The 19,876-nt window shown below is 62.0% G+C and carries 10 protein-coding genes; 6 read left to right on the forward strand and 4 right to left on the reverse strand.

Annotated features, from left to right (window positions below):
• Positions 1–12 precede the first annotated feature (12 nt).
• Positions 13–699, reverse strand: coding sequence for an isonitrile hydratase (gene inhA, locus ACA061_RS09090; RefSeq protein WP_150616706.1), 687 nt, complete (start codon positions 697–699; stop codon positions 13–15).
• Between the two features lie 89 nt (positions 700–788).
• Here inhA and ACA061_RS09095 point away from each other — a divergent pair, with 89 nt between their 5' ends.
• Positions 789–1,784 carry a GlxA family transcriptional regulator gene (locus ACA061_RS09095; RefSeq protein ID WP_497301211.1) on the forward strand — a complete coding sequence of 332 codons (996 nt, stop codon included), beginning with the start codon at positions 789–791 and terminating at the stop codon, positions 1,782–1,784.
• A gap of 39 nt (positions 1,785–1,823) precedes the next feature.
• Here ACA061_RS09095 and ACA061_RS09100 read toward each other — a convergent pair whose 3' ends face one another.
• The 3 genes from ACA061_RS09100 to ACA061_RS09110 form a co-directional block, all read right to left on the reverse strand.
• The gene (locus tag ACA061_RS09100; protein ID WP_497301212.1) at positions 1,824–2,213 is read right to left on the reverse strand and encodes a hypothetical protein; all 390 of its coding nucleotides are present in this window, start codon (positions 2,211–2,213) and stop codon (positions 1,824–1,826) included.
• Positions 2,214–2,592: 379 nt separating this feature from the next.
• On the reverse strand, positions 2,593–4,419 hold the full coding sequence (locus ACA061_RS09105; protein WP_497301213.1) for a glycoside hydrolase family 15 protein: 1,827 nt from the start codon (positions 4,417–4,419) through the stop codon (positions 2,593–2,595).
• On the reverse strand, positions 4,412–5,212 hold the full coding sequence (locus ACA061_RS09110) for an SDR family oxidoreductase (protein WP_497301215.1): 801 nt from the start codon (positions 5,210–5,212) through the stop codon (positions 4,412–4,414). Before ACA061_RS09110 ends, ACA061_RS09105 begins: the two co-directional genes overlap by 8 nt.
• 242 nt (positions 5,213–5,454) lie before the next feature.
• On the opposite strand from ACA061_RS09110, the gene ACA061_RS09115 reads away from it, so the two are divergent.
• From ACA061_RS09115 to ACA061_RS09135, 5 genes are all read left to right on the forward strand, one after another.
• Positions 5,455–6,627, forward strand: coding sequence for an MFS transporter (locus tag ACA061_RS09115; protein ID WP_210701579.1), 1,173 nt, complete (start codon positions 5,455–5,457; stop codon positions 6,625–6,627).
• Between the two features lie 71 nt (positions 6,628–6,698).
• Positions 6,699–7,439, forward strand: a complete 741-nt coding sequence (locus ACA061_RS09120; RefSeq protein ID WP_497301216.1) for a thioesterase II family protein — start codon at positions 6,699–6,701, stop codon at positions 7,437–7,439.
• A 39-nt stretch (positions 7,440–7,478) separates the two neighbouring features.
• Positions 7,479–8,462, forward strand: coding sequence for a TauD/TfdA family dioxygenase (locus ACA061_RS09125; RefSeq protein ID WP_497301218.1), 984 nt, complete (start codon positions 7,479–7,481; stop codon positions 8,460–8,462).
• 188 nt (positions 8,463–8,650) lie between these two features.
• A complete protein-coding gene (locus tag ACA061_RS09130; protein ID WP_497301220.1) occupies positions 8,651–12,052 on the forward strand; it encodes an amino acid adenylation domain-containing protein in 3,402 nt (1,133 codons plus the stop codon).
• Positions 12,049–19,875, forward strand: coding sequence for an amino acid adenylation domain-containing protein (locus ACA061_RS09135; protein ID WP_497301221.1), 7,827 nt, complete (start codon positions 12,049–12,051; stop codon positions 19,873–19,875). Before ACA061_RS09130 ends, ACA061_RS09135 begins: the two co-directional genes overlap by 4 nt.
• Position 19,876 lies beyond the last annotated feature (1 nt).

The following is a 19,876-nucleotide window of genomic DNA, read 5'->3' on the forward strand; positions in this document are numbered from 1 at the left end:
TTGATCTTGCCTTTAAAGCAGGTTGAGTTTCGCCGCAGCACGCTCAGTAATTTCCGTGCGCAGTTTCAACGATGGCGCCGCTCGCAACCGGGCCTCATCGACGATTGCACTCGGCGCTGAATCCGGCGAGCCTGAGTTAAATGGCGGCGCCGGCGCATACTCAAGTTGCAACTGCACCAACTGCGCCGTGTCGGCATCAACCAGCTCAGCCGCCAGCACCAAGGCAAAATCGATCCCTGCGGTAATCCCGCCGCCAGTAAACAGATTGCCGTCACGCACCACCCGATCCTTTACCGCAATCGCCCCCAGCGTCGGCAGCAAGTCGTGATAAGCCCAATGTGTCGTCGCGCGTTTGCCATTTAACAGACCCGCCGCGCCGAGCACCAGCGAGCCGGTGCACACCGAAGTCACGTAACGCGCCTGCGCGGCCTGGCGTTTAATGAAAGCCAGCGTCTGCTCATCCTCCATCAACGGCCCGACGCCACCGCCACCGGGCACACAGATCACATCCAGATCAGGACAGTCCTCGAAGGTCGTGGTCGGTTTCAGCAGCAGACCGGTGCTGGCCGTGACCGGCATCAGATCCTTCCAGATCAAATGCACCTGCACACCCGGCAACGACGCGAGCACGTCATAAGGACCGGTCAGGTCGAGTTGTTGAACCTGCGGAAACAACAGAAAACCGATCTGCAACGTCATGGGGTTTTTCTCCATTGAGGGGGTGGACGGCTTCACTGTAGGCGCGTAGGTTCTGGCGCATACGCCAATCACCCCACGAATTACGCCAAATGCCCAAAGCCATTCACGTACTCGCGTTTGCCAACATGCAGATCCTCGACGTCACCGGCCCGTTGCAAGTGTTTGCTTCGGCCAATGACCTCTGTCGTCAACGCGGCCTGCCGACGCCTTATGCGCCAAGTGTGATCGCCAGCGAAGGCGGAGCGGTGATGTCGTCCGCGGGGCTGGCGGTGCTTGCCGAACCGCTACCTCAAGAGGCCAGCGATACGCTGATCATCGCCGGCGGCTGGGGCATTTATCCGGCGGCGGAAGATCTGCCCCTTGTGGATTGGGTGCGCCAACATGCAGCGAAATGTCGGCGCGTGGCTTCGGTGTGTACCGGCGCATTTCTGTTGGCGGCCAGCGGCTGGCTCGACGGTCGACGCGTCGTCACTCACTGGACGCGTTGCGAGCAACTGGCGCAGCAGCATCCGAAGTTGCAGGTCGAGGCCAATCCGATCTTCATCAACGACGGCCCGGTCTGGACTTCGGCGGGCGTCACTGCCGGCATCGACCTGGCACTGGCGATGGTCGAGCAAGACCTCGGCAGCGACATCGCCCTGGACGTCGCCCGCCATCTGGTGGTGTTCCTCAAACGCCCGGGCGGGCAGTCACAGTTCAGCGTGACTTTGTCACTGCAAAGTCAGGGCAATCGTTTCGATGATCTGCACGCATGGATTGCCGAAAACCTGACCTGCGATCTCGGCATCCCGACCCTGGCCGAACAGGCTGGCATGAGTGAACGCAGCTTCGTCCGCCATTACCGCGCCGACACCGGCCAGACCCCGGCGCGTGCGATCGAACTGATCCGCGTTGAAACGGCTCGACGCTTGCTCAGTGATACGGGACTGCCGGTGAAGCGCATCGCTGCCAATTGCGGGTTTGGTAGTGAGGAAACATTGCGCCGGAGTTTTCTGCGGGCGATAGGGGTGACGCCGCAGGCGTATCGGGAGCGGTTTTCGGTCAGCGCTGCAACAATCAACACTGAAGTCATCGCGCGATGCTGAACCTGTGGCGAGGGAGCGAGCTCCTTTGCCACAGATGATTCAGGCCTCAACTTCCGCCACCTGATTAAAATACTTCGTCCGATCCGGCGTAAACGTCACCACCATTTTTGTCCGCGAACACGTCAACGAACGCTCCTCAGCCAAATTGATGTCCAGATCTTCCCCACGCAACCCTTGCCACTGCGCGAGGTATTTCAGTGAGCCGTATTTTTCGTTTTTCTTCAGGCTGCGGCTAACGCCACCTTTCCAGCCGAGGACGGGCAGTTCGTTGGCGAGGCAGCGTTGGGCGAGGTCGGGGAAACGGGCGGCGCGCTGGCGGCCGATTTCCCAGCATTTGATCAGGCCTTTATCGGCGGCTTCCCAGAGCTGGGTGCGGGTCAGGCCGGTGCGTAGGGCGCTGTCGATGTTGCGCTGGACGTGCTGGGACATTCTGTTTCCTTGAATTCGGGTTTTGTTGGACAGCTCCGCTGTGCCCGTTGCGGTGGATGGTAGGGGCGGATGTAACAGCTGGCAACAAGGTATTTCGGGGTGTAAGTGCAAGTTGCGGGGGAGGGAGGGAACAGGGGGTGTTTAATGTTTGTAGGCACGAAGTTGCATTCTTTGTGGCGAGGGGATTTATCCCCGTTCGGCTGCGCAGCAGTCGCAAAGCCAGTGAATGCGGTAGTTCTTGAGTATTGAGTTTGCAGATTTAGAGGCCGCTTCGTAGCCCAACGGGGATAGATCCCCTCACCACAGGGGATTGCCGCGTGTAGGACCTGCTTTGATTGGAGCAGGCGTGCGGGATATTTCCGACAGACTCCGGCGACTTTTACGGCTGCCACTCACTCTTTTCCCCACTCAACCGCCGATCGAGAAAACTCGCCGCACTGATCAACGCCAGATGCGTCAGTGCCTGCGGTGTATTGCCCAGATGCCGCCCATGGCTGTCGAATTCCTCGGCGTACAGCCCCAGCGGATTGGCGTAACGCAGCAGCTGTTCGAACTCCAGATGGGCCTTTTCCACCTGGCCGGCGCGGGCCAGGCATTCGACGTACCAGAACGAGCACGCGGCGAATGCGCCTTCGGTCCCGGCCAGACCATCAATGCCTGCCTCTTCGTTGCGATAGCGATAAACCATGCCGTCGCGCACCAAACTCTTTTCGATGGCCTCAAGTGTCGATAGCCAGCGTGGATCCTTGGCGCTGACGAAACGCACCAGCGGCATCAACAGCATCGAGCCGTCGAGTGCGGTGCCGCCCTTGTACTGGACGAAGTGCCCGCGCTCTTCATCCCAGAAGTTGTCCCAGATGTCGGCGTAGATCGCCTGGCGGGTCTGGTCCCATTGGGCGAACGGTGCCGGCAACGAGCGCTTCGAGGCGAGGCGAATCGCTCGGTCCAGCGCCACCCAGCACATCAGCCGTGAGTGCAAAAAGTGATGCTGCTCACCGCGCATTTCCCAAATGCCTACATCCTTGGTCTGCCATGTCTCACACACCTGGTCGACAACTTCGCGCACATGTTTCCAGCCTTCGTGGGAAATGGCGTCGCCGTACTTGTTGACCAGGTACACCGCGTCCATCAGTTCGCCGAAGATATCCAGCTGAATCTGGTCATACGCGCCGTTGCCGATGCGCACCGGTTTCGCGCCGCCATGCCCCGACAGATGCGCAAGTTCGGTTTCCGGCAGTTCCTGTTGACCGTCGATGGCATACAGAATGTTCAGTTTCATCGGCTGGCCGCAGCAATCACTGACCCGTCCGCGCAGCCAGCCCATGTAGGCGTTGGCTTCGCTGACGAACCCCAGGCGCATGAACGCATAAACGGTAAACGAGGCATCGCGGATCCAGGTGTAGCGGTAATCCCAGTTACGCTCGCCGCCCGGGGTTTCCGGCAGGCCGAAAGTGGCGGCGGCGAGGATCGCGCCGTGTTTGCGTGAGGTCAGCAGCTTGAGCGCGAGCGCCGAGCGGTTGACCATTTCGCGCCAGCGTCCGCGGTAGATCGACTGGCCGATCCAGTCGCGCCAGAACTTCAGCGTGCGTTCCATACAGAAATCGCCGGCGCCCTCGACGAAACGCGGATCGTCGGTCGCACCGAGCATGAACCCGGCCGTCTGATCCTGTTTCAGCGTGAAGCGTGCGACAGCTGCGTCTGCGTCAATCTGCATCGGCTGATCCGACGCCAGACGCAGCGTCGGTTGTCCGGTTGCGCTGAACAGGACATCTTGCTGATCCGCCTGCGCGCGCGTGTCGGCGCGGGCGTAGTCGTGGCGCACGGCGCAGCGCAGGTGGAACGTTGCCTCGCCACTGACCACGCGCACGCGGCGCATCAGCAGCGGCAGGTCATCTTCGCTGTCGCCCACTGGCAGCATGTCTGTGATTTCCACCACTGCGTAGTCACTGAGCCAGCGGGTTTGCAGGACATTGGTGTCGGGCAGGTAAATCTGCTCACGTCGCGCATCGGGCAAGTCTGGTGCGAGTTGGAAAATCCCCGCGTCGGGTGTGTCCAGCAACGAGCAAAAGATCGACGGACTGTCGAACTCCGGCCAGCAGAAAAAATCCACGCTGCCCTTGTCGTTGACCAGCGCTGCACTGCGCATGTCGCCGATGATGCCGTGGGCGTCGATCGGGCTTTGTCGTTCTTGATGATGATCAGCCATTGCCGCGAAACTCCGGATAGAGACTCATGCCGCCGTCGATGAACAGGGTGGTGCCGACGATGTAATCGGCGGCGTCGGAGGCGAGGAAAACCACGGCGTTGGCGACGTCATCGACGTCGCCGATGCGCCCATAGGGAATCAGATCAAGCAGCTTTTCAGCCGCTGCACCTTCGGTGGCTTTTTCATTAATGGCCGTACGAATCGCCCCCGGCGCAATGCCGTTGATGCGAATGCGCTGATGGCTGACTTCCTGCGCGAGGGTCTGCATCAACTGATCGACACCACCCTTGGACGCGGCGTAATTGACGTGCCCGGCCCACGGAATGCGCTGATGCACCGAGCTCATGTGAATAATCTTGCCGGCGGCGCGGGACACACCCTCGCGAACGCCCTGACGATTGAAGATCCGCAATGCAGCGCGGGCGCAGAGGAACTGGCCGGTGAGGTTGACGCCGATCACTGCGTTCCAGTCTTCCAGGGTCATGTCCACCGCTGCGGCGTCTTTTTGCAGTCCGGAATTGGCCACCAGAATGTCCAGTGCGCCGAAGGCGTCGAGGGTCTGGGCGAACAGCCGTTCGACCTCGTCTTCCTTTGATACATCGGCGCCGATGGCCAGCGCCTGACCGCCGTCCGCGATGATTTGTCGGGCGAGGGCTTCGGCGGGTTCGGCCTGGCGGTTGTAGTTGATGACCACTGCAGCGCCAGCGGCGGCCAGGGCTTTGGCGGCCGCGTGGCCGATGCCGGAGCTGGCGCCGGTGATGAGTGCAACTTGTCTGGCTAGGGAGATCTGCATGCAAAGGCGCGCCTTGTGTGAGGGCCTATTTAGCTGACCGACGGCCAGCCTTGAGAGTTCAGCCAGAAGATCAAAAGATCGCAGCGTGCCGCAGCTCCTACAGATGATCACATTCACCTGTAGGAGCTGCGGCACGCTGCGATCTTTTGATCTTCTGGCCCTTCACATTCCACCAACAATTCCCCGCTTCCACACCCTTCATCCATATGGCAACTTGGCCGCCCCTGACGAGGCTGTGACCGATGGCAAATCCCTACCGCGAATTATTCAATGCCCCCGGCGCCCGCAATTTTGTGTTGGCGGGGATGATCGCGCGCATGCCGATTTCCATGACCGGCATCGGTGTGATCACCATGCTTTCGCAGCTGTACGGCGGGTACGCGTTGGCCGGTGCAGTGGCGGCGACGTTTGCCTTGGCCACGGCGTTTTGCGCGCCGCAGGTGTCACGGCTGGTCGACCGGTTTGGCCAGGGACGGATTCTGCCGCTGTCGGCGTTGATCGGCGGCGGGGCGCTGCTGATGTTGCTGCTGTGCACGCGTCTGCAGGCGCCGACCTGGACGCTGTTCATCTTCGCCGCGCTGGCCGGTTGCATGCCGAGCATGTCGGCGATGGTGCGGGCGCGCTGGACTGAAATCTATCGTGGCCAGCCACAATTGCAGACGGCGTATGCGCTGGAGTCGGTGCTTGACGAGGTCTGTTTTATCGTCGGCCCGCCGCTGTCGGTGGGGTTGTGCGTTGCAGTGTTTCCCGAGGCTGGACCGTTGGCAGCACTGTTGGCGCTGACGATTGGCGTGACTGCATTTGTCGCGCAGCGCAGCACCGAACCACCCGTGCACCCGCATGCGTCCGGGCATCATGCCTCGATCATTCGCTCGACCGACATTCAATGGCTGCTGGCATTGATGATCGCCATGGGCATCATCGTCGGTGTGATCGATGTGGTCAGCGTCGCGTTCGCTCAGCAACAAGGGCAACCGGCGGCGGCGAGTATTGTGCTGTCGGTGTATGCGATCGGCTCCTGTCTGGCCGGAATTGCGTTCGGCGCGATGCGTTCGAAACTGCCGTTGCCGCGACTGTTTCTGTACGGCGGAGTGGCGACAGCAGTGACCACGTTGCCGCTGTTGCTGGCGAGCAATATTTTTGGCTTGTCGGTAGCGGTTTTCATTGCCGGGCTGTTCTTCTCGCCGACGCTGATTGTGGCGATGGCGTTGATCGAGCGCATCGTGCCACCGGCCAAACTCACCGAAGGGCTGACCTGGCTGGTGACCGGTTTGAGTATTGGCGTGGCGGTAGGCGCCGCCGGGTCGGGTTGGCTGGTGGATGCGTTTGGCGCCCGCAGCGGATTCTGGCTGGCGATTGCGGCGGGGGCGGTGGTGTTGGGCTCTGCGGTGCAGAGCTTCCGGCATTTGAAGTGATCGATCCGCGGACTAATTCCAGTCAGGCCTCATACGTTCTCTTTTACAGATAACCCATTGAGGTAAACGCGGTGACAAAGCTGACACTGCTGTGCCTGCCCTATTCGGGCGCCAGCGCCATGGTTTACAGCCGCTGGCGGCGCCAATTGCCGTCGTGGATGCAACTGCAGCCGGTGGAATTGCCCGGGCGCGGCGCCCGTTACGACGAACCCCTGCAAATCGATATGCGTGAGCTTGCCCGGCAACTGGCCCGTGAGTACAAACCCGGTTTGCAGGCCCCCTATGCGCTGTTCGGGCATAGCCTCGGCGCACTGCTGGCTTGTGAAATGGCTCACGCCTTTCGCGAACTTGGCGTTGCTGAGCCGGTGGCGCTGTTTGCTTCCGGAACCGCGGCGCCAAGCATGCGCAGCGATTACGACCGAGGTTTCGCCGAGCCGCGCAGTGACGAAGAACTGATCGAGCAGTTGCGCGCCTTTCAAGGCACCAGCGAAGAAGTGCTCGCCAATCAGGAACTCATGAGCCTGACGCTGCCGGTGCTGCGTGCCGACTTCATGATGTGCGGGCGTTTCACTCCGATCGACCGACCGCTGCTCAGTTGCCCCGTGCACGTATTGGGTGGCAAGGAAGACCGGGCGACCACCGAACAATTGATCGGCTGGAGCAAAGAGACCCAGGGCAGTTTCTCGGTGGACATGATGACCGGAGGGCACTTCTTTATTCATGAACACGAGGCCCGGGTCATCCGCACGATCAAGACCCATCTGGAAGTCCATCACCGGCGCCATGCGCAATCGGTGGCGCCCGCGTATTAACGCGCGGCTCTCCTATCAAATGATTACTGGAGGCCAGTCATGGCTGTTGCTGTGGGATTTTCCGTTCGGCCGCTGTTGCCGCATCGGGGGCGCTTGCCGCTATTGGTGGAAGCGACCGATCCGGACACCGACCTGTTGGCGGTGTTCGACGAATTGAAAGTGTTGGTCGACGAACATTTGTTGCGCGACGGTGGGTTGCTGTTCCGCGGATTTCGCCTGGACGGGGCCGAGCCGTTTCGTCAGTTCGCGGCCAGCTTCGGTCATCCGCTGTTGAATTACGAGTTCGGTTCCACGCCGCGCACCAACGTGACGCAAGGGGTTTACACCTCCACCGAATACCCGGCGCACCAGAGTATTCCGCTGCACAACGAGCAGGCCTACTCCCGCGACTGGCCGATGAAGATCTGGTTCTACAGCATGATCGCGGCGAAGTCCGGTGGCGAAACACCGATTGCCGACAGTCGCGAAGTCTATCGGCGTATTCCGCTGGCGATCCGTGAGCGCTTCGTCAGCAAAGGCCTGATGTATGTGCGCAACTTCGGCAACGGGCTGGATGTGGCCTGGGAAGATGTGTTCAACACCGACGACCGCGATGTCGTCGAAGCTTACTGCAAAGCCCACGGCATCCTCTGCGAGTGGAAGGATGACGGTGAGTTGCGCACCCGCCAGACCTGTCAGGCGGTGGCGGTGCATCCGGTGACCGGCGACCACGTCTGGTTCAATCAGGCGCATCTGTTCCACATTTCCAACCTGCAAGCGGAAGTGCGTGAAAGCCTGTTGGACATCGTCGACGAAGAAGACTTGCCGCGTAACGTTTATTACGGCGATGGCTCTCCTATCGAAGATGAAGTCCTGGCTCAGATTCGCGCGGTACTCGACGAGTGCGCGATCAGCTTCCCTTGGCAGGAGGGTGATGTGCTGATGCTCGACAACATGCTGTCGGCTCACGCCCGTTCCCCGTTCGAAGGCCCGCGCAAAGTTATTGTCGCCATGGCCGAGGGGCATGCGATGGACGTGCGCTGAACGATCCGGTGGTTTGCTTGAATAAATGCCGAAGCCGTTCCTGTAGCGGCTTCGGCATTTGTGCGTCTGGCGCAGGTTGCCGCTGGGCCGGTATTGCGCCGGGTTGCTAAATCATTGCGTTTGTCATTCGTTCTTGTTGATACGACCGGGCCTCCTGGTCACGCCGCCGATCAGCAAGGACCCCATGCATGAATGCCGCAGACGCACAGAAACTAGCCCGCCGTTTTATCGAATTGCCGCAGGACAAACGACGTTTGTTTCTCGCCGGCATGGCTCGCGAAGGCATTGATTTTGCGCAGCTGCCCATGACGGCCTGTGAGGGAATCGCCGAGCGCGAAGGGCTGTCTTACGCGCAGCAGCGGATGTGGTTTCTCTGGCAGTTGGACCCGCAAAGTGCCGCCTATAACCTGCCGATGGCGGTACGCCTGAACGGCGCGTTGCAGGTGCAGGCCCTGGAGCAGGCGTTCAGCCTGCTGGTGGCGCGGCACGAATGCCTGCGCACCACCTTCGGTCAGGCCGGCGAACGTGCCTTCCAGCGTGTGGCCGAGCCGCAGGCATTGCAACTACCGCTCACCGATTTGAGCCGCGTGCCCGAGGCGCAGCGCTGGCCGCTGGTGCAACAGCACATGATGGCCGAGGCCACGCAAGCGTTCGACCTGGAACACGGCCCGCTGTTGAGCCTGCGGCTGTTGCGTCTGGCCGAGCAGGAACACGTGCTGCTGCTGACCTTGCACCACATCATTGCCGACGGCTGGTCGATGAACATTCTCATCGATGAGTTCATGCGCACCTACGACGCCCTCGTTGCGGGGCGCGAGCCGTCGTTGCCGGCGCTGATTGTGCATTACCGCGATTATGCGCTGTGGCAGCGCAGCTGGCTGGAGGCGGGTGAGCGCGAGCGGCAACTGGATTACTGGCGCACACAGCTGGGCGACGAGCATCCCGTATTGGAATTGCCGACCGACCGCGCCTATCCGGCACAATCGAGTCATCAGGGCGCGCGTCTGGAAACGGTGATTGATGCCGCGCTGCGCCAAGAACTGAAAAGCCTTGCCCAGCGTCAGGGCGTGACCCTGTTCGTGGTACTGCTGGCCGCGTTCAAGACCTTGCTGCATCGCTACAGTGGCCAGACCGACATTCGCGTCGGCGGTCTGATTGCCAACCGCACCCGCAGCGAAACCGAAGGCCTGATCGGCTTCTTCGTCAACACGCAGATTCTGCGCAGCGAAGTCACCGCGCAAACCCGCTTCGCCGAGCTGTTGCAGCGCCTGCGCGAGGCTGCGCTAGGCGCCCAGGTCCATCAGGAGCTACCGTTCGACGCCCTGATCGAAGCCCTGCAACCGGCGCGCAGTCAGAGCCATAATCCGCTGTTCCAGGTGATGTTCAACCACCAGCCGCTGGTGACTGACTTGCAGCACGTGCAGCTTGAGTCCGGTTTGCAGGTGGACTATCTGAGCGAAGCGCAATTGGCCGGCAGCGGTCGGCAACACGCGGCCACCAGCGACCTGATGCTCGACACCCGCGAGGAGGGCGAGCAACTGTTCGCCGCCTTCACCTACGCCACCGATATCTTCGATGCCGCGACCATCGCCGCAATGGCCGGGCATTGGCGCAACATTCTTATGTCCGTCTGCCACGACCCGCAGCAATTCGTCGGCGACGTCGCGCTCCTGGCAGATACCGAGCGTAAACAGCTGATTCAGACCACTGCGTCGGAACCTGATTTCGCCAGCGTGCAAACCCTGTTTGAAGCGCAAGTGGTGCGCACGCCGCAGGCTGCGGCGGTGATTCTGGCGAGCGAACCGTCGCCGTCACTCACCTATGCCGAGTTGAACACCCGCAGCAACCGTCTGGCGCATCAGTTGCGTGCGCGGGGTGTCGGCCCTGACGTGCTGGTCGGCGTCGCGTTAGGGCGCTCGCTGGAACTGGCGGTGGCGTTGCTGGCGGTGCTCAAGTCCGGCGGCTCCTATGTGCCGCTGGATCCGCAAACCCCGGCCGAACGCCTGCGCCATGTGCTGGATGACAGCGGCCTGAAACTGCTGCTGACCGACAGCGTCAGCCTCGCCAGCCTGCCGCCCCTCGACGGTGTCGATTGCCTGTGCCTGGAGCAACTGGCCGACAGTGACGACGTCGACAATCTGTCGGTGACGGTCGCAGCGCAAAACCTCGCCTACGTGATCTACACCTCCGGTTCCACCGGGCGGCCGAAAGGTGTCGCGGTCAGCCACGGTGCGCTGAGTGAGTTCATCGCCCGCGCCATCAGTTACAGCGACCTGCGCGAAGGTGACCGCGTCCTGCAGTTCGCCACCAGCAGTTTCGATGGCTTCGTCGAGCAGTTTTTCCCACCGCTGTGCCATGGCGCTGGCGTGGTGCTACGCGATGCACAGCTGTGGGACAGCGCGACGTTGCATCGAGTGATAGTCGATCACGGCATCACTTTGGCCGATTTGCCGGCCGCGTACTGGTATTGGCTGGTGCAGGAATACGCCGCTAATCCACCGGCCGATTTCGGTGCGTTGCGCCAGATTCACGTCGGTGGTGAGGCCATGGCGGTGGACGGTTTGCGTCTGTGGCAACAGGCCGGTTTGGGCCATGTGCGTTTGCTCAATACCTACGGCCCGACCGAAGCCACGGTGGTCTCGACGATTCATGACTGCACGGCACTGACGGCGGACGCTGTGTCGTGGCGCGGCATTCCCATCGGCCAAGGTCTGGATGACCGTCGCCTGTACGTGCTCGATGATCATTTGAACCTGCTGCCGCAAGGCGCGGTGGGCGAGTTTTACATCGGCGGCCCGGGCCTCGCCCGTGGTTATCACCGTCAGCCGATGCTCAGTGCCGAGCGCTTTATCGCCGACCCGTTCGCCGCTGGCCAACGCCTGTACCGCACCGGTGACCGTGCGCGACTGCGTGCCGATGGTGCGCTGGAGTACGTCGGCCGGGTCGATCATCAAGTGAAGATTCGCGGTTTCCGCATCGAACTGGGCGAAATCGAATCGCGCCTGCAGCAGTGCTCAGGGGTTCGCGAAGCGGTGGTGCTGGCAGTGCCGCTCAGCGGTGGCCAGCAACTGGTGGCGTACGTGGTCTGCGATCGGGCCGTATTGGAAAGCGCCGCCACTCAGTCGGCGTTCCGCCAGCAAATACGCGCCGCGCTGCAAGCCCATCTGCCGGACTACATGGTGCCGGGGCACTTGCTGTTGTTGCCGAATCTGCCGCTGACGCCAAGCGGCAAGCTCGACCGCAAGGCGTTGCCGGCACCGGATCCGAGCCAACTGCAAGGCGACTATCGCGCACCGCAAACGGACACCGAACAGCAACTGGCGCAGATCTGGGCAGAGGTCCTGCAAGTGTCGCGGGTCGGTCTGGATGATCACTTCTTTGAGCTGGGCGGCCACTCGCTGCTGGCCGCACAAGTGATTGCGCGTATCAAAAGTCAATCGGGCGTGGTGTTGCCGCTACGCAGCCTGTTCGAAAAACCGTTGCTGGCTGATCTGGCGGCGGTGCTCGCGCAACTGGCTGACAGTGCAACGGACGACGACTGGTCCGACATGGATCAGTTCATGAATGCTTTGGAAGGAGAAGAAGTATGAGCGGCACTATGGCGGAGCGCATCGCGAAAAGGTTCGTCGGCTTGCCGCTGGAGCAGCGTCGGCTGTTTCTGGCCAAACTGCGCGAGGACGGCAAGGATTTCAGCCTGTTGCCACTGCCAGTCAGCCGTCACGAAGTCACGCCGATTCCGTTGTCGTTCGCGCAGCAGCGCTTGTTGTTTCTCTGGCAGCTGGAACCACAAAGCGCCGCGTACAACATGGCGGCCGGCCTGCGTCTGAACGGGCGTCTGGACGAAGCGGCGCTGCAACGCTCCTTCGATTTTCTGGTGGCGCGCCATGAAGTGCTGCGCACGGTGTTCCAGACCGACGGCGATCAGCCGCATCAGGTGATTCTCGATCAACAACCGATTGCGCTGGAACGCATCGACCTCACGGCGCTGCCTGCTTCTGAGCGCGAGCCTGCCTTGGCGCAACAGGTGCAAACCGTCACGGCGCGGCCGTTCGATTTGCGCCACGGGCCGTTGCTTCGAGCCAGTCTGTTTGCCTTGGCTGACGAAGAGTTCGTGCTCGTGGTGAGCATGCACCACATCGTCTCCGACGGTTGGTCGATGGACGTGATGGTCAAGGAGTTCGTGCAGTGCTATCAGGCGTTCAGCCTGGAGCGCGAGCCGCAATTGCCGGCACTGGCGTTGCAATACGCCGACTATGCGATCTGGCAGCGGCGCTGGCTGGAAGCCGGCGAGGGCGAGCGCCAACTCGATTACTGGCGCCAGCAGCTGGGCGAGGAACATCCGCTACTGGAAGTGGCGCCGGACTTCGCCCGACCCCTGACACAGAGCTTCGAAGGCCAGACTCTGAGCTTTGACTTTGGTGCGGACCTGTCGCGGCAACTCAACGCGTTTGCCCGCAGTCAGGGCATCAGTCTGTTCATGCTGGTGCTGGCGGGTTTTTCGCTGTTTGTGTCGCGACACGCCGGGCAGCGCGACATTCGTGTCGGTGTGCCGAATGCCAACCGTGGACGTGCCGAAGTCGAAGGGCTGATCGGCTTCTTCGTCAACACTCAGGTGCTGCGTTGCGAGGTGGATGAGCGCGGCAGTTTCACGGATCTACTGGCGCGGGTGCGTGAAGCATCGTTCGGCGCCCAGGCGCATCAGGAGCTGCCGTTCGAACAACTGGTGGACGAGTTGGTCGCTGAGCGAACCCTGGGCCACAACCCGCTGTTTCAGGTCAAGTTCAACCAGAACGTCGGCATGCAGAAGCAGCGTGCGATGGCCCTGCCCGGATTGAGCGTGGCGGAGTATCCGCTGGACAAGGACGGCACCCACTTCGATCTGGCGCTGGACATCACCGACGACGGCACGCTGATTCACGGTCAGATGACTTATGCCAGCGACCTCTATCGCGCGCAGACTGTTGCCGGTTTCGTGCCGGCCTTGCTCGGTCTGTTCAGTGAATTGCTGAAAACGCCGCAAGCGCCGCTGCACAGCGTCGCGCTGATCTCACCTGTGGCACTGCCAACAGTTGCCGAGCCGGCACTGTCGGTGTTGCAGCACTGGGATCGTGAAGTCGCCCGCCAGCCTGAAGGGGCGGCTGCCCGCGATTTGAATCAAGTCTTGAGTTATCGGACGCTGGATCAGGCGGCCAATCGCCTGGCCCATCATTTGCGCGCCCAAGGCGTGCGCGACGGCCAACCGGTGGCAGTGCTGATGGAGCGTTCGCTGGATTGGCTGACCTGTGTGCTGGCGATCTTCAAGGCTGGCGCGGTGTACATGCCGCTGGACGTCAAGGCGCCGGACGCACGCTTGCAGCAGATGCTCGGTGCTGCCAACGCGCGGATACTGTTATGCGCCGAAGGCGATGCACGTGTTTGCGGGCTGGCGGTTGACGGCTGTCAGGGTATCGCGTTTACACCGCAGCAGTGGCAGTCAATGGCGGGCACCTGTCCAGCCGTGACGTTGTGCGCTCAATCGCCGGCGTACGTCATCCACACCTCCGGTTCCACCGGACAACCCAAAGGTGTGCTGGTCAGCCACGGTGCGCTGGCCAGCTATGTGCGCGGTGTGCTGGAGCGTCTGGCGCCGGCACCGGACGCCAGCATGGCGCTCGTCTCCACCATCGCGGCGGACCTAGGTTTTACCGTGCTGTTCGGGGCGCTGTGCTCCGGGCGGCTGCTGCATGTATTGCCGGAGGAACTGGGCTTCGATCCGGATCGCTTTGCCGAGTACATGGCCACGCATCAAGTGGGCATGCTGAAAATCGTCCCGGGCCATCTGAGCGCTTTGTTGCAGGCCTCAGGGGCTGCTGACGTATTGCCGGAACACGCGCTGATCGTCGGCGGTGAGGCGTGTGCGCCGGCACTGGTGGAGCGCGTGCGTCAGCTTAAACCGGGCTGCCGCGTCATCAACCACTATGGACCGAGCGAAACCACGGTGGGCGTGTTGGCCCATGAAGTCGGTGATCTGACCCTGACGCGCGGCGTACCGGTCGGTAGCGCATTGGCCGGAGCTCACGTTTATGTGCTCGACGACGTACTGAACAACGTTGCCGATCAGGTAGCCGGCGAGCTGTACATCGGTGGTGACAGCGTGGCGCTGGGTTATCTGAACCAGCCGGGGCTGACCGCAGAGCGTTTCCTCCCGGATCCGTTCGGCGCGCCGGGTGCAAGGGTTTACCGCAGCGGTGACCGCGTACGTCGCAATCGTCAGCAATCGATGGAATTCATCGGCCGCGCCGACGATCAGGTCAAGGTGCGCGGTTATCGCGTGGAGCCGGCGGAGGTCGCGCGCGTGCTGCTCGGGCTCGACGGTGTCAGTGAGGCGGCGGTGCTGGCGCTGCCACTGGATGACGATCCGGCGCGGCTGCAACTGGTGGCGTGGTGCGTGCCGGCGGCGAGTCTGACATTGCAGGCGCAGGCGCTGCGCGAGCAACTGCAAGCGTGTTTGCCCGATTACATGGTGCCGGCGCAGATCGTCCTGCTGGAGCAACTGCCGCTGACGGCCAACGGCAAACTCGACAAACGTGCCTTACCGGTGCCGGGGGTGATCACTCAGCATTTCGTCGCGCCGGTGGGTGAGATCGAAGAGAAGCTGGCGGCGATCTGGGCTGATGTGCTGAAGCTTGAGCGCGTCGGCAGCACCGATAACTTTTTCGAGCTGGGCGGTGATTCCATCCTCAGTCTGCAAATCATTGCTCGGGCCAAGCGCCAGGGCATCAAGTTGAGCCCCAAGCAACTGTTCGAAAAACAGACGGTCGGCCAGTTGGCTGCTGTGGCCAAACTGATCGAAGCCAAACCAGCGGTTGCCAGCGCGCAGCCGGCGCGTGGGCCGCTGCCATTGCTGCCGATTCAGGCGCGCTTCTTCGAGACCGAGATTGCCCGGCGTCAGCACTGGAACCAGTCAGTGATGTTGCAGCCGACTACCACTCTTGACGCCAATCACCTGCGCACCGCGCTGACGGCGCTGGTTGAACAGCATGACGCGCTGGCGCTGAATTTCCAGGCGTCGGGCGATACGTGGCAGGTACTGCCGCAGACCCAGCGTGACCCGGAGTTGTTGTGGGTGCGCGAACTGGACAGTCTGGCGTCGTTGCCGGCCCTTGCCGATGAGGCCCAGCGAAGTCTGGATCTGCAACAGGGGCGTTTGCTGCGCGCCGTGCTGGTGAACCTGCCGGACGCCGAGCAACGTTTGTTGCTGGTCATCCATCACCTTGTGGTGGATGGCGTGTCGTGGCGCATTCTGCTGGAAGATCTGCAGCACGCTTATACCGCGCTCGCCACCGGTACCGCGATGGTCTTGCCGGGCAAAAGCACTTCGCTGCACAGCTGGGCTGAACACCTGCAGCGTTATGCGCAGAGCGAGGCGCTGGTTGCTGAGAGCGAATACTGGCGCATAACCCTGGAGGCGGGTGACGCGCAACTGCCACAGGATTTCCCGCAAGAGCGTCAGACCCGTGGACAAGCGGCCCGGGCCAGTTCGCGCCTGAGCCAGGCGCTGACTCACAAGCTGCTCAAAGTCGCCCCTGCTGCCTATCGCACACAAATCAACGACCTGCTGCTGACCGCGCTGGCGCGGGTGTTGTGCGACTGGAGCGAACAGCCTTCGGTATTGGTGCAACTTGAAGGGCACGGTCGCGAAGACTTGTTCGATGAAGTCGATCTGAGTCGCACGGTCGGTTGGTTCAGCAGCCTGTTCCCGGTACGTCTGACCCCCCAAGCGCAGCCGGGCGCATCTCTTTGCGCGATCAAGGAGCAATTGCGTGCGGTGCCGGGCAAAGGCATCGGTTACGGCGTGCTGCGCTATTTGACCCGATCCGCCGAATTGCAGGGGCTGGCTCAGCCACGGGTGACATTCAACTATCTGGGCCAGTTCGACGGTGCGTTCAATGCCGACGAAGGCGCCTTGTTTATTCCGGCAGGTGAAAGCACCGGGGCCAATCAGGACGCCGCGGCGCCGCTGGGCAACTGGCTGAGCGTCGATGGTCAGGTGTACGGCGGTGAACTGGAACTGACCTGGACTTTTGGCACGGGCATGTACCGTGCCGAAACCATCGAAGCCCTGGCCGAGGCCTATCGTCGTGAGCTGGAGCGTTTGATCGAGCATTGCTGCGACAGTGGTGAGGCCGGTGTAACACCGTCGGACTTCAGTCTGGCGAGCCTGACCCAGGCACAGCTGTCGGCACTGCCGATCCCGGCCCGCGACATCGTCGACCTCTACCCGTTGTCGCCGATGCAGCAGGGCATTCTGTTCCACAGCGTCAACGATCCGGACAGCCCGGCCTACACCAACCAACTGCGTGTCGATGTACAGAATCTGGACACCGAGCGTTTCCGTCAGGCCTGGCAGCAAACCGTCGACGCCCACGAAATCCTGCGCACGGCTTTCGTCTGGCCGCAAGATGCCGCCGCTGCGGTGCAAGTGGTTCGCCAGAGTGCGCAGATGCCATGGCGCTTGCAGGACTGGCGTGGTCGCGATGACCTCGGTACGGCGCTGGATCAACTGGCCAGCGACGACCTCGCCAGCGGTTTCGATCTGACCGCCGCGCCGCTGTTGCGGGTGACGCTGGTGCGCACGGACGACTCGACGCATCACTTGATCTACACCTGCCACCACATCCTCATGGACGGTTGGAGTACCTCGCAGTTGTTCGGTGAAGTGCTGCAGCGTTATGCCCGCATAACCCCGGCGGTCGGGCAGGGACGCTATCGCGACTACATTGAATGGCTCAGCCAGCGCGATCAGCAGGCCAGCCGCGAATTCTGGACGACGGCCCTGGCTGACCTTGAAGAGCCGACGCGTCTGGCCAATGCCGTGTCTGGCGGGCAGCGCAGTGCCAGTGGTTACGCCGATCACGAGCATGTGTTCAGTGAGCAACTGACGGCTGATTTGAACCGTTTCGCCCGCGAGCAGAAAGTCACCCTCAACACTCTGGTGCAAGCCGCGTGGCTGGTGCTGTTGCAGCGCTATACCGGTCAGGACAACGTCGCGTTCGGCGCGACCGTGGCCGGGCGTCCGACCGACTTGCCGGGCGTCGAGCAGCAGATCGGTCTGTTCATCAATACCTTGCCGGTGGTGGCAGCGCCGTCCGCCGACATCGTCGTCAGCCAGTGGCTGCAACAGGTGCAGAGCCTCAATCTGGCGCTGCGCGAGCACGAACACACGCCGCTCTACGATATCCAGCGTTGGGCGGGAGCGGGTAATGGGGCGTTGTTCGACAGCATTCTGGTGTTCGAGAACTACCCGATGGCCGAAGCCCTGCAACAAGGTCCGGCCACCGGCCTGACGTTCTCGGCGATTCGCCGTCAGGAGCAGACCAACTACCCGTTGACGCTGGTAGCGGTCACCGGTCGCGAGCTGAGTCTGGGGGTCAGTTACGATCAGGCCAGTTTCGAGGTACAGGCGATCAGTGCCTTGAGCGCGCAGCTTGAAAGCCTGCTGAGGCAATTCCTCGCCGATGCCACGCAACCGTTGGGAACCCTGGAATTGCTCGCAGAGCCCGAGCGTCAATATGCGATCGATTGGGGGCGGGCCGATGTCAAGGCGCTGGATTCACGCAGCGTGCTGGAACACATCGCCGCACAAGTGCAGCGGCAACCGCAGGCGGACGCCATTGTGTTCGCCGAGCAACGGATCGATTACCAAGGCCTCGATGTCCGGGCCAATCGCTTGGCGCACAAGCTGCAAGCACTGGGGGTCGGGCCAGAAGTGCGCGTGGGGGTGTGCATGCGTCGCACACCGGACATGCTCGTGGCCTTGTTGGCAATTCTCAAGGCCGGTGGCGCTTATGTGCCGCTAGACCCGGATTATCCACAGGAACGTTTGCTGCACATGCTCGATGACAGCCGCGCCGCGGTGCTGCTCACCGAGCCGGCGGCGCAGACGATGTTGCCCGCAGCGCTGAGCGCACAGGTGCCGCTGGTGGAAGAAAGCGCGCTGAGCGAATTCCCGTCCACGGCTCCGCTGGCGAAAGTGTCGGCGCAGAATCTGGCGTACGTCATCTACACCTCCGGTTCCACCGGCAAACCGAAAGGCGTGGCCATCACCCATGGCAACCTCTCGGCGCTGATTCAGTGGTCGGCCGGGGTCTATTGCGAGGAGCAGCTGCGCGGCGTGCTGGCCTCGACGTCGATCTGCTTTGACCTGTCGGTCTGGGAGATCTTCGTCACCCTCGCTTGCGGTGGTTGCCTTGTGCTGGCGGACAACGCGCTGGCGCTGGCCGATTTGCCGGCCCGCGAGCAGGTCACGTTGATCAACACAGTGCCTTCGGCAATTGCCGCATTGCAACGCGCCGGGCAGATTCCAGATTCGGTCACCACGATCAATCTGGCTGGCGAACCGCTCAAGCAAAATCTGGTGGACAGTTTGTACGCAAGTACATCGGTCAAGCAGGTCTACGACCTCTACGGGCCGTCAGAGGACACCACTTACTCGACCTTCACCCTGCGTACCGCGCAAGGGCAGGCCAACATCGGCCGGCCGCTGGAAAACACCGTGGCTTATCTGCTCGACAGCCAGTTGCAGGTGCTGCCGAACGGCGTGGCCGCCGAGCTGTATCTGGGCGGTGCCGGGGTGACCCGTGGTTATCTGATGCGCGCGGCACTGACCGCCGAACGCTTTGTGCCGAACCCGTACGCCAGCAACGGCGAACGGCTCTACCGCACCGGCGACCTGGTGCGCCAGGGCAGTGATGACAACATCGAGTACATCGGTCGGGCCGACCATCAGGTGAAGATTCGCGGCTTCCGTATCGAACTCAGCGAAATCGAAGCGCGGCTATTGGAGCAGGACGATATCCGCGAAGCGGTGGTGCTCGCTCAGGACGGTGCCGCCGGCAAACACCTGCATGCCTACGTCGTGGCGGCGCAGGCGGTGACGGATCAGCACGCATTGACGGAACGCTTGCGCAACGCGCTGGCCAGCCGCTTGCCGGCGCACATGGTGCCGGGACACTTGCACCTGATCGAAGCCATCCCGCTGACCCCGAACGGCAAGCTGGATCGCAAGGCCTTGATGGCGTTGGGCGACAGCCCGACACAGCAGCACTATCAGGCGCCGCAGACCGATTTGCAGTGGGAGGTGGCGACGGTCTGGCAAGAGGTGCTGGAGGTCGAACAGGTGGGCCTGGCCGACAACTTCTTCCAGCTCGGCGGGCACTCGTTGCTGGCCACGCTGGTGGTGACCCGGATCAAGGAGCGTCTGGGCGACAAGGTGCCGCTCAAAGAGCTGTTCGAAACCGACACCCTCAAGGCGTTCTGTGCGCGGATCGAGGCCTTGCGCGTCGAAATGTCGCCCGTTCAGGATGAATTGGCTAAATCCCTGGAGGCCCTCAAACGTCTATCCCTCGATGATCTGGAAAAACTGATTTCTTGAG

Source organism: Pseudomonas sp. LBUM1668 (assembly GCF_059695715.1).

Excerpts from the sequence above, each read along its gene's own strand:
- inhA (WP_150616706.1), bottom strand. The coding sequence starts at position 699 with ATGACGTTGCAGATCGGTTTTCTGTTGTTTCCGCAGGTTCAACAACTC.
- ACA061_RS09095 (WP_497301211.1), top strand. The coding sequence starts at position 789 with ATGCCCAAAGCCATTCACGTACTCGCGTTTGCCAACATGCAGATCCTC.
- ACA061_RS09100 (WP_497301212.1), bottom strand. The coding sequence starts at position 2,213 with ATGTCCCAGCACGTCCAGCGCAACATCGACAGCGCCCTACGCACCGGC.
- ACA061_RS09105 (WP_497301213.1), bottom strand. The coding sequence starts at position 4,419 with ATGGCTGATCATCATCAAGAACGACAAAGCCCGATCGACGCCCACGGC.
- ACA061_RS09110 (WP_497301215.1), bottom strand. The coding sequence starts at position 5,212 with ATGCAGATCTCCCTAGCCAGACAAGTTGCACTCATCACCGGCGCCAGC.
- ACA061_RS09115 (WP_210701579.1), top strand. The coding sequence starts at position 5,455 with ATGGCAAATCCCTACCGCGAATTATTCAATGCCCCCGGCGCCCGCAAT.
- ACA061_RS09125 (WP_497301218.1), top strand. The coding sequence starts at position 7,479 with ATGGCTGTTGCTGTGGGATTTTCCGTTCGGCCGCTGTTGCCGCATCGG.
- ACA061_RS09130 (WP_497301220.1), top strand. The coding sequence starts at position 8,651 with ATGAATGCCGCAGACGCACAGAAACTAGCCCGCCGTTTTATCGAATTG.
- ACA061_RS09135 (WP_497301221.1), top strand. The coding sequence starts at position 12,049 with ATGAGCGGCACTATGGCGGAGCGCATCGCGAAAAGGTTCGTCGGCTTG.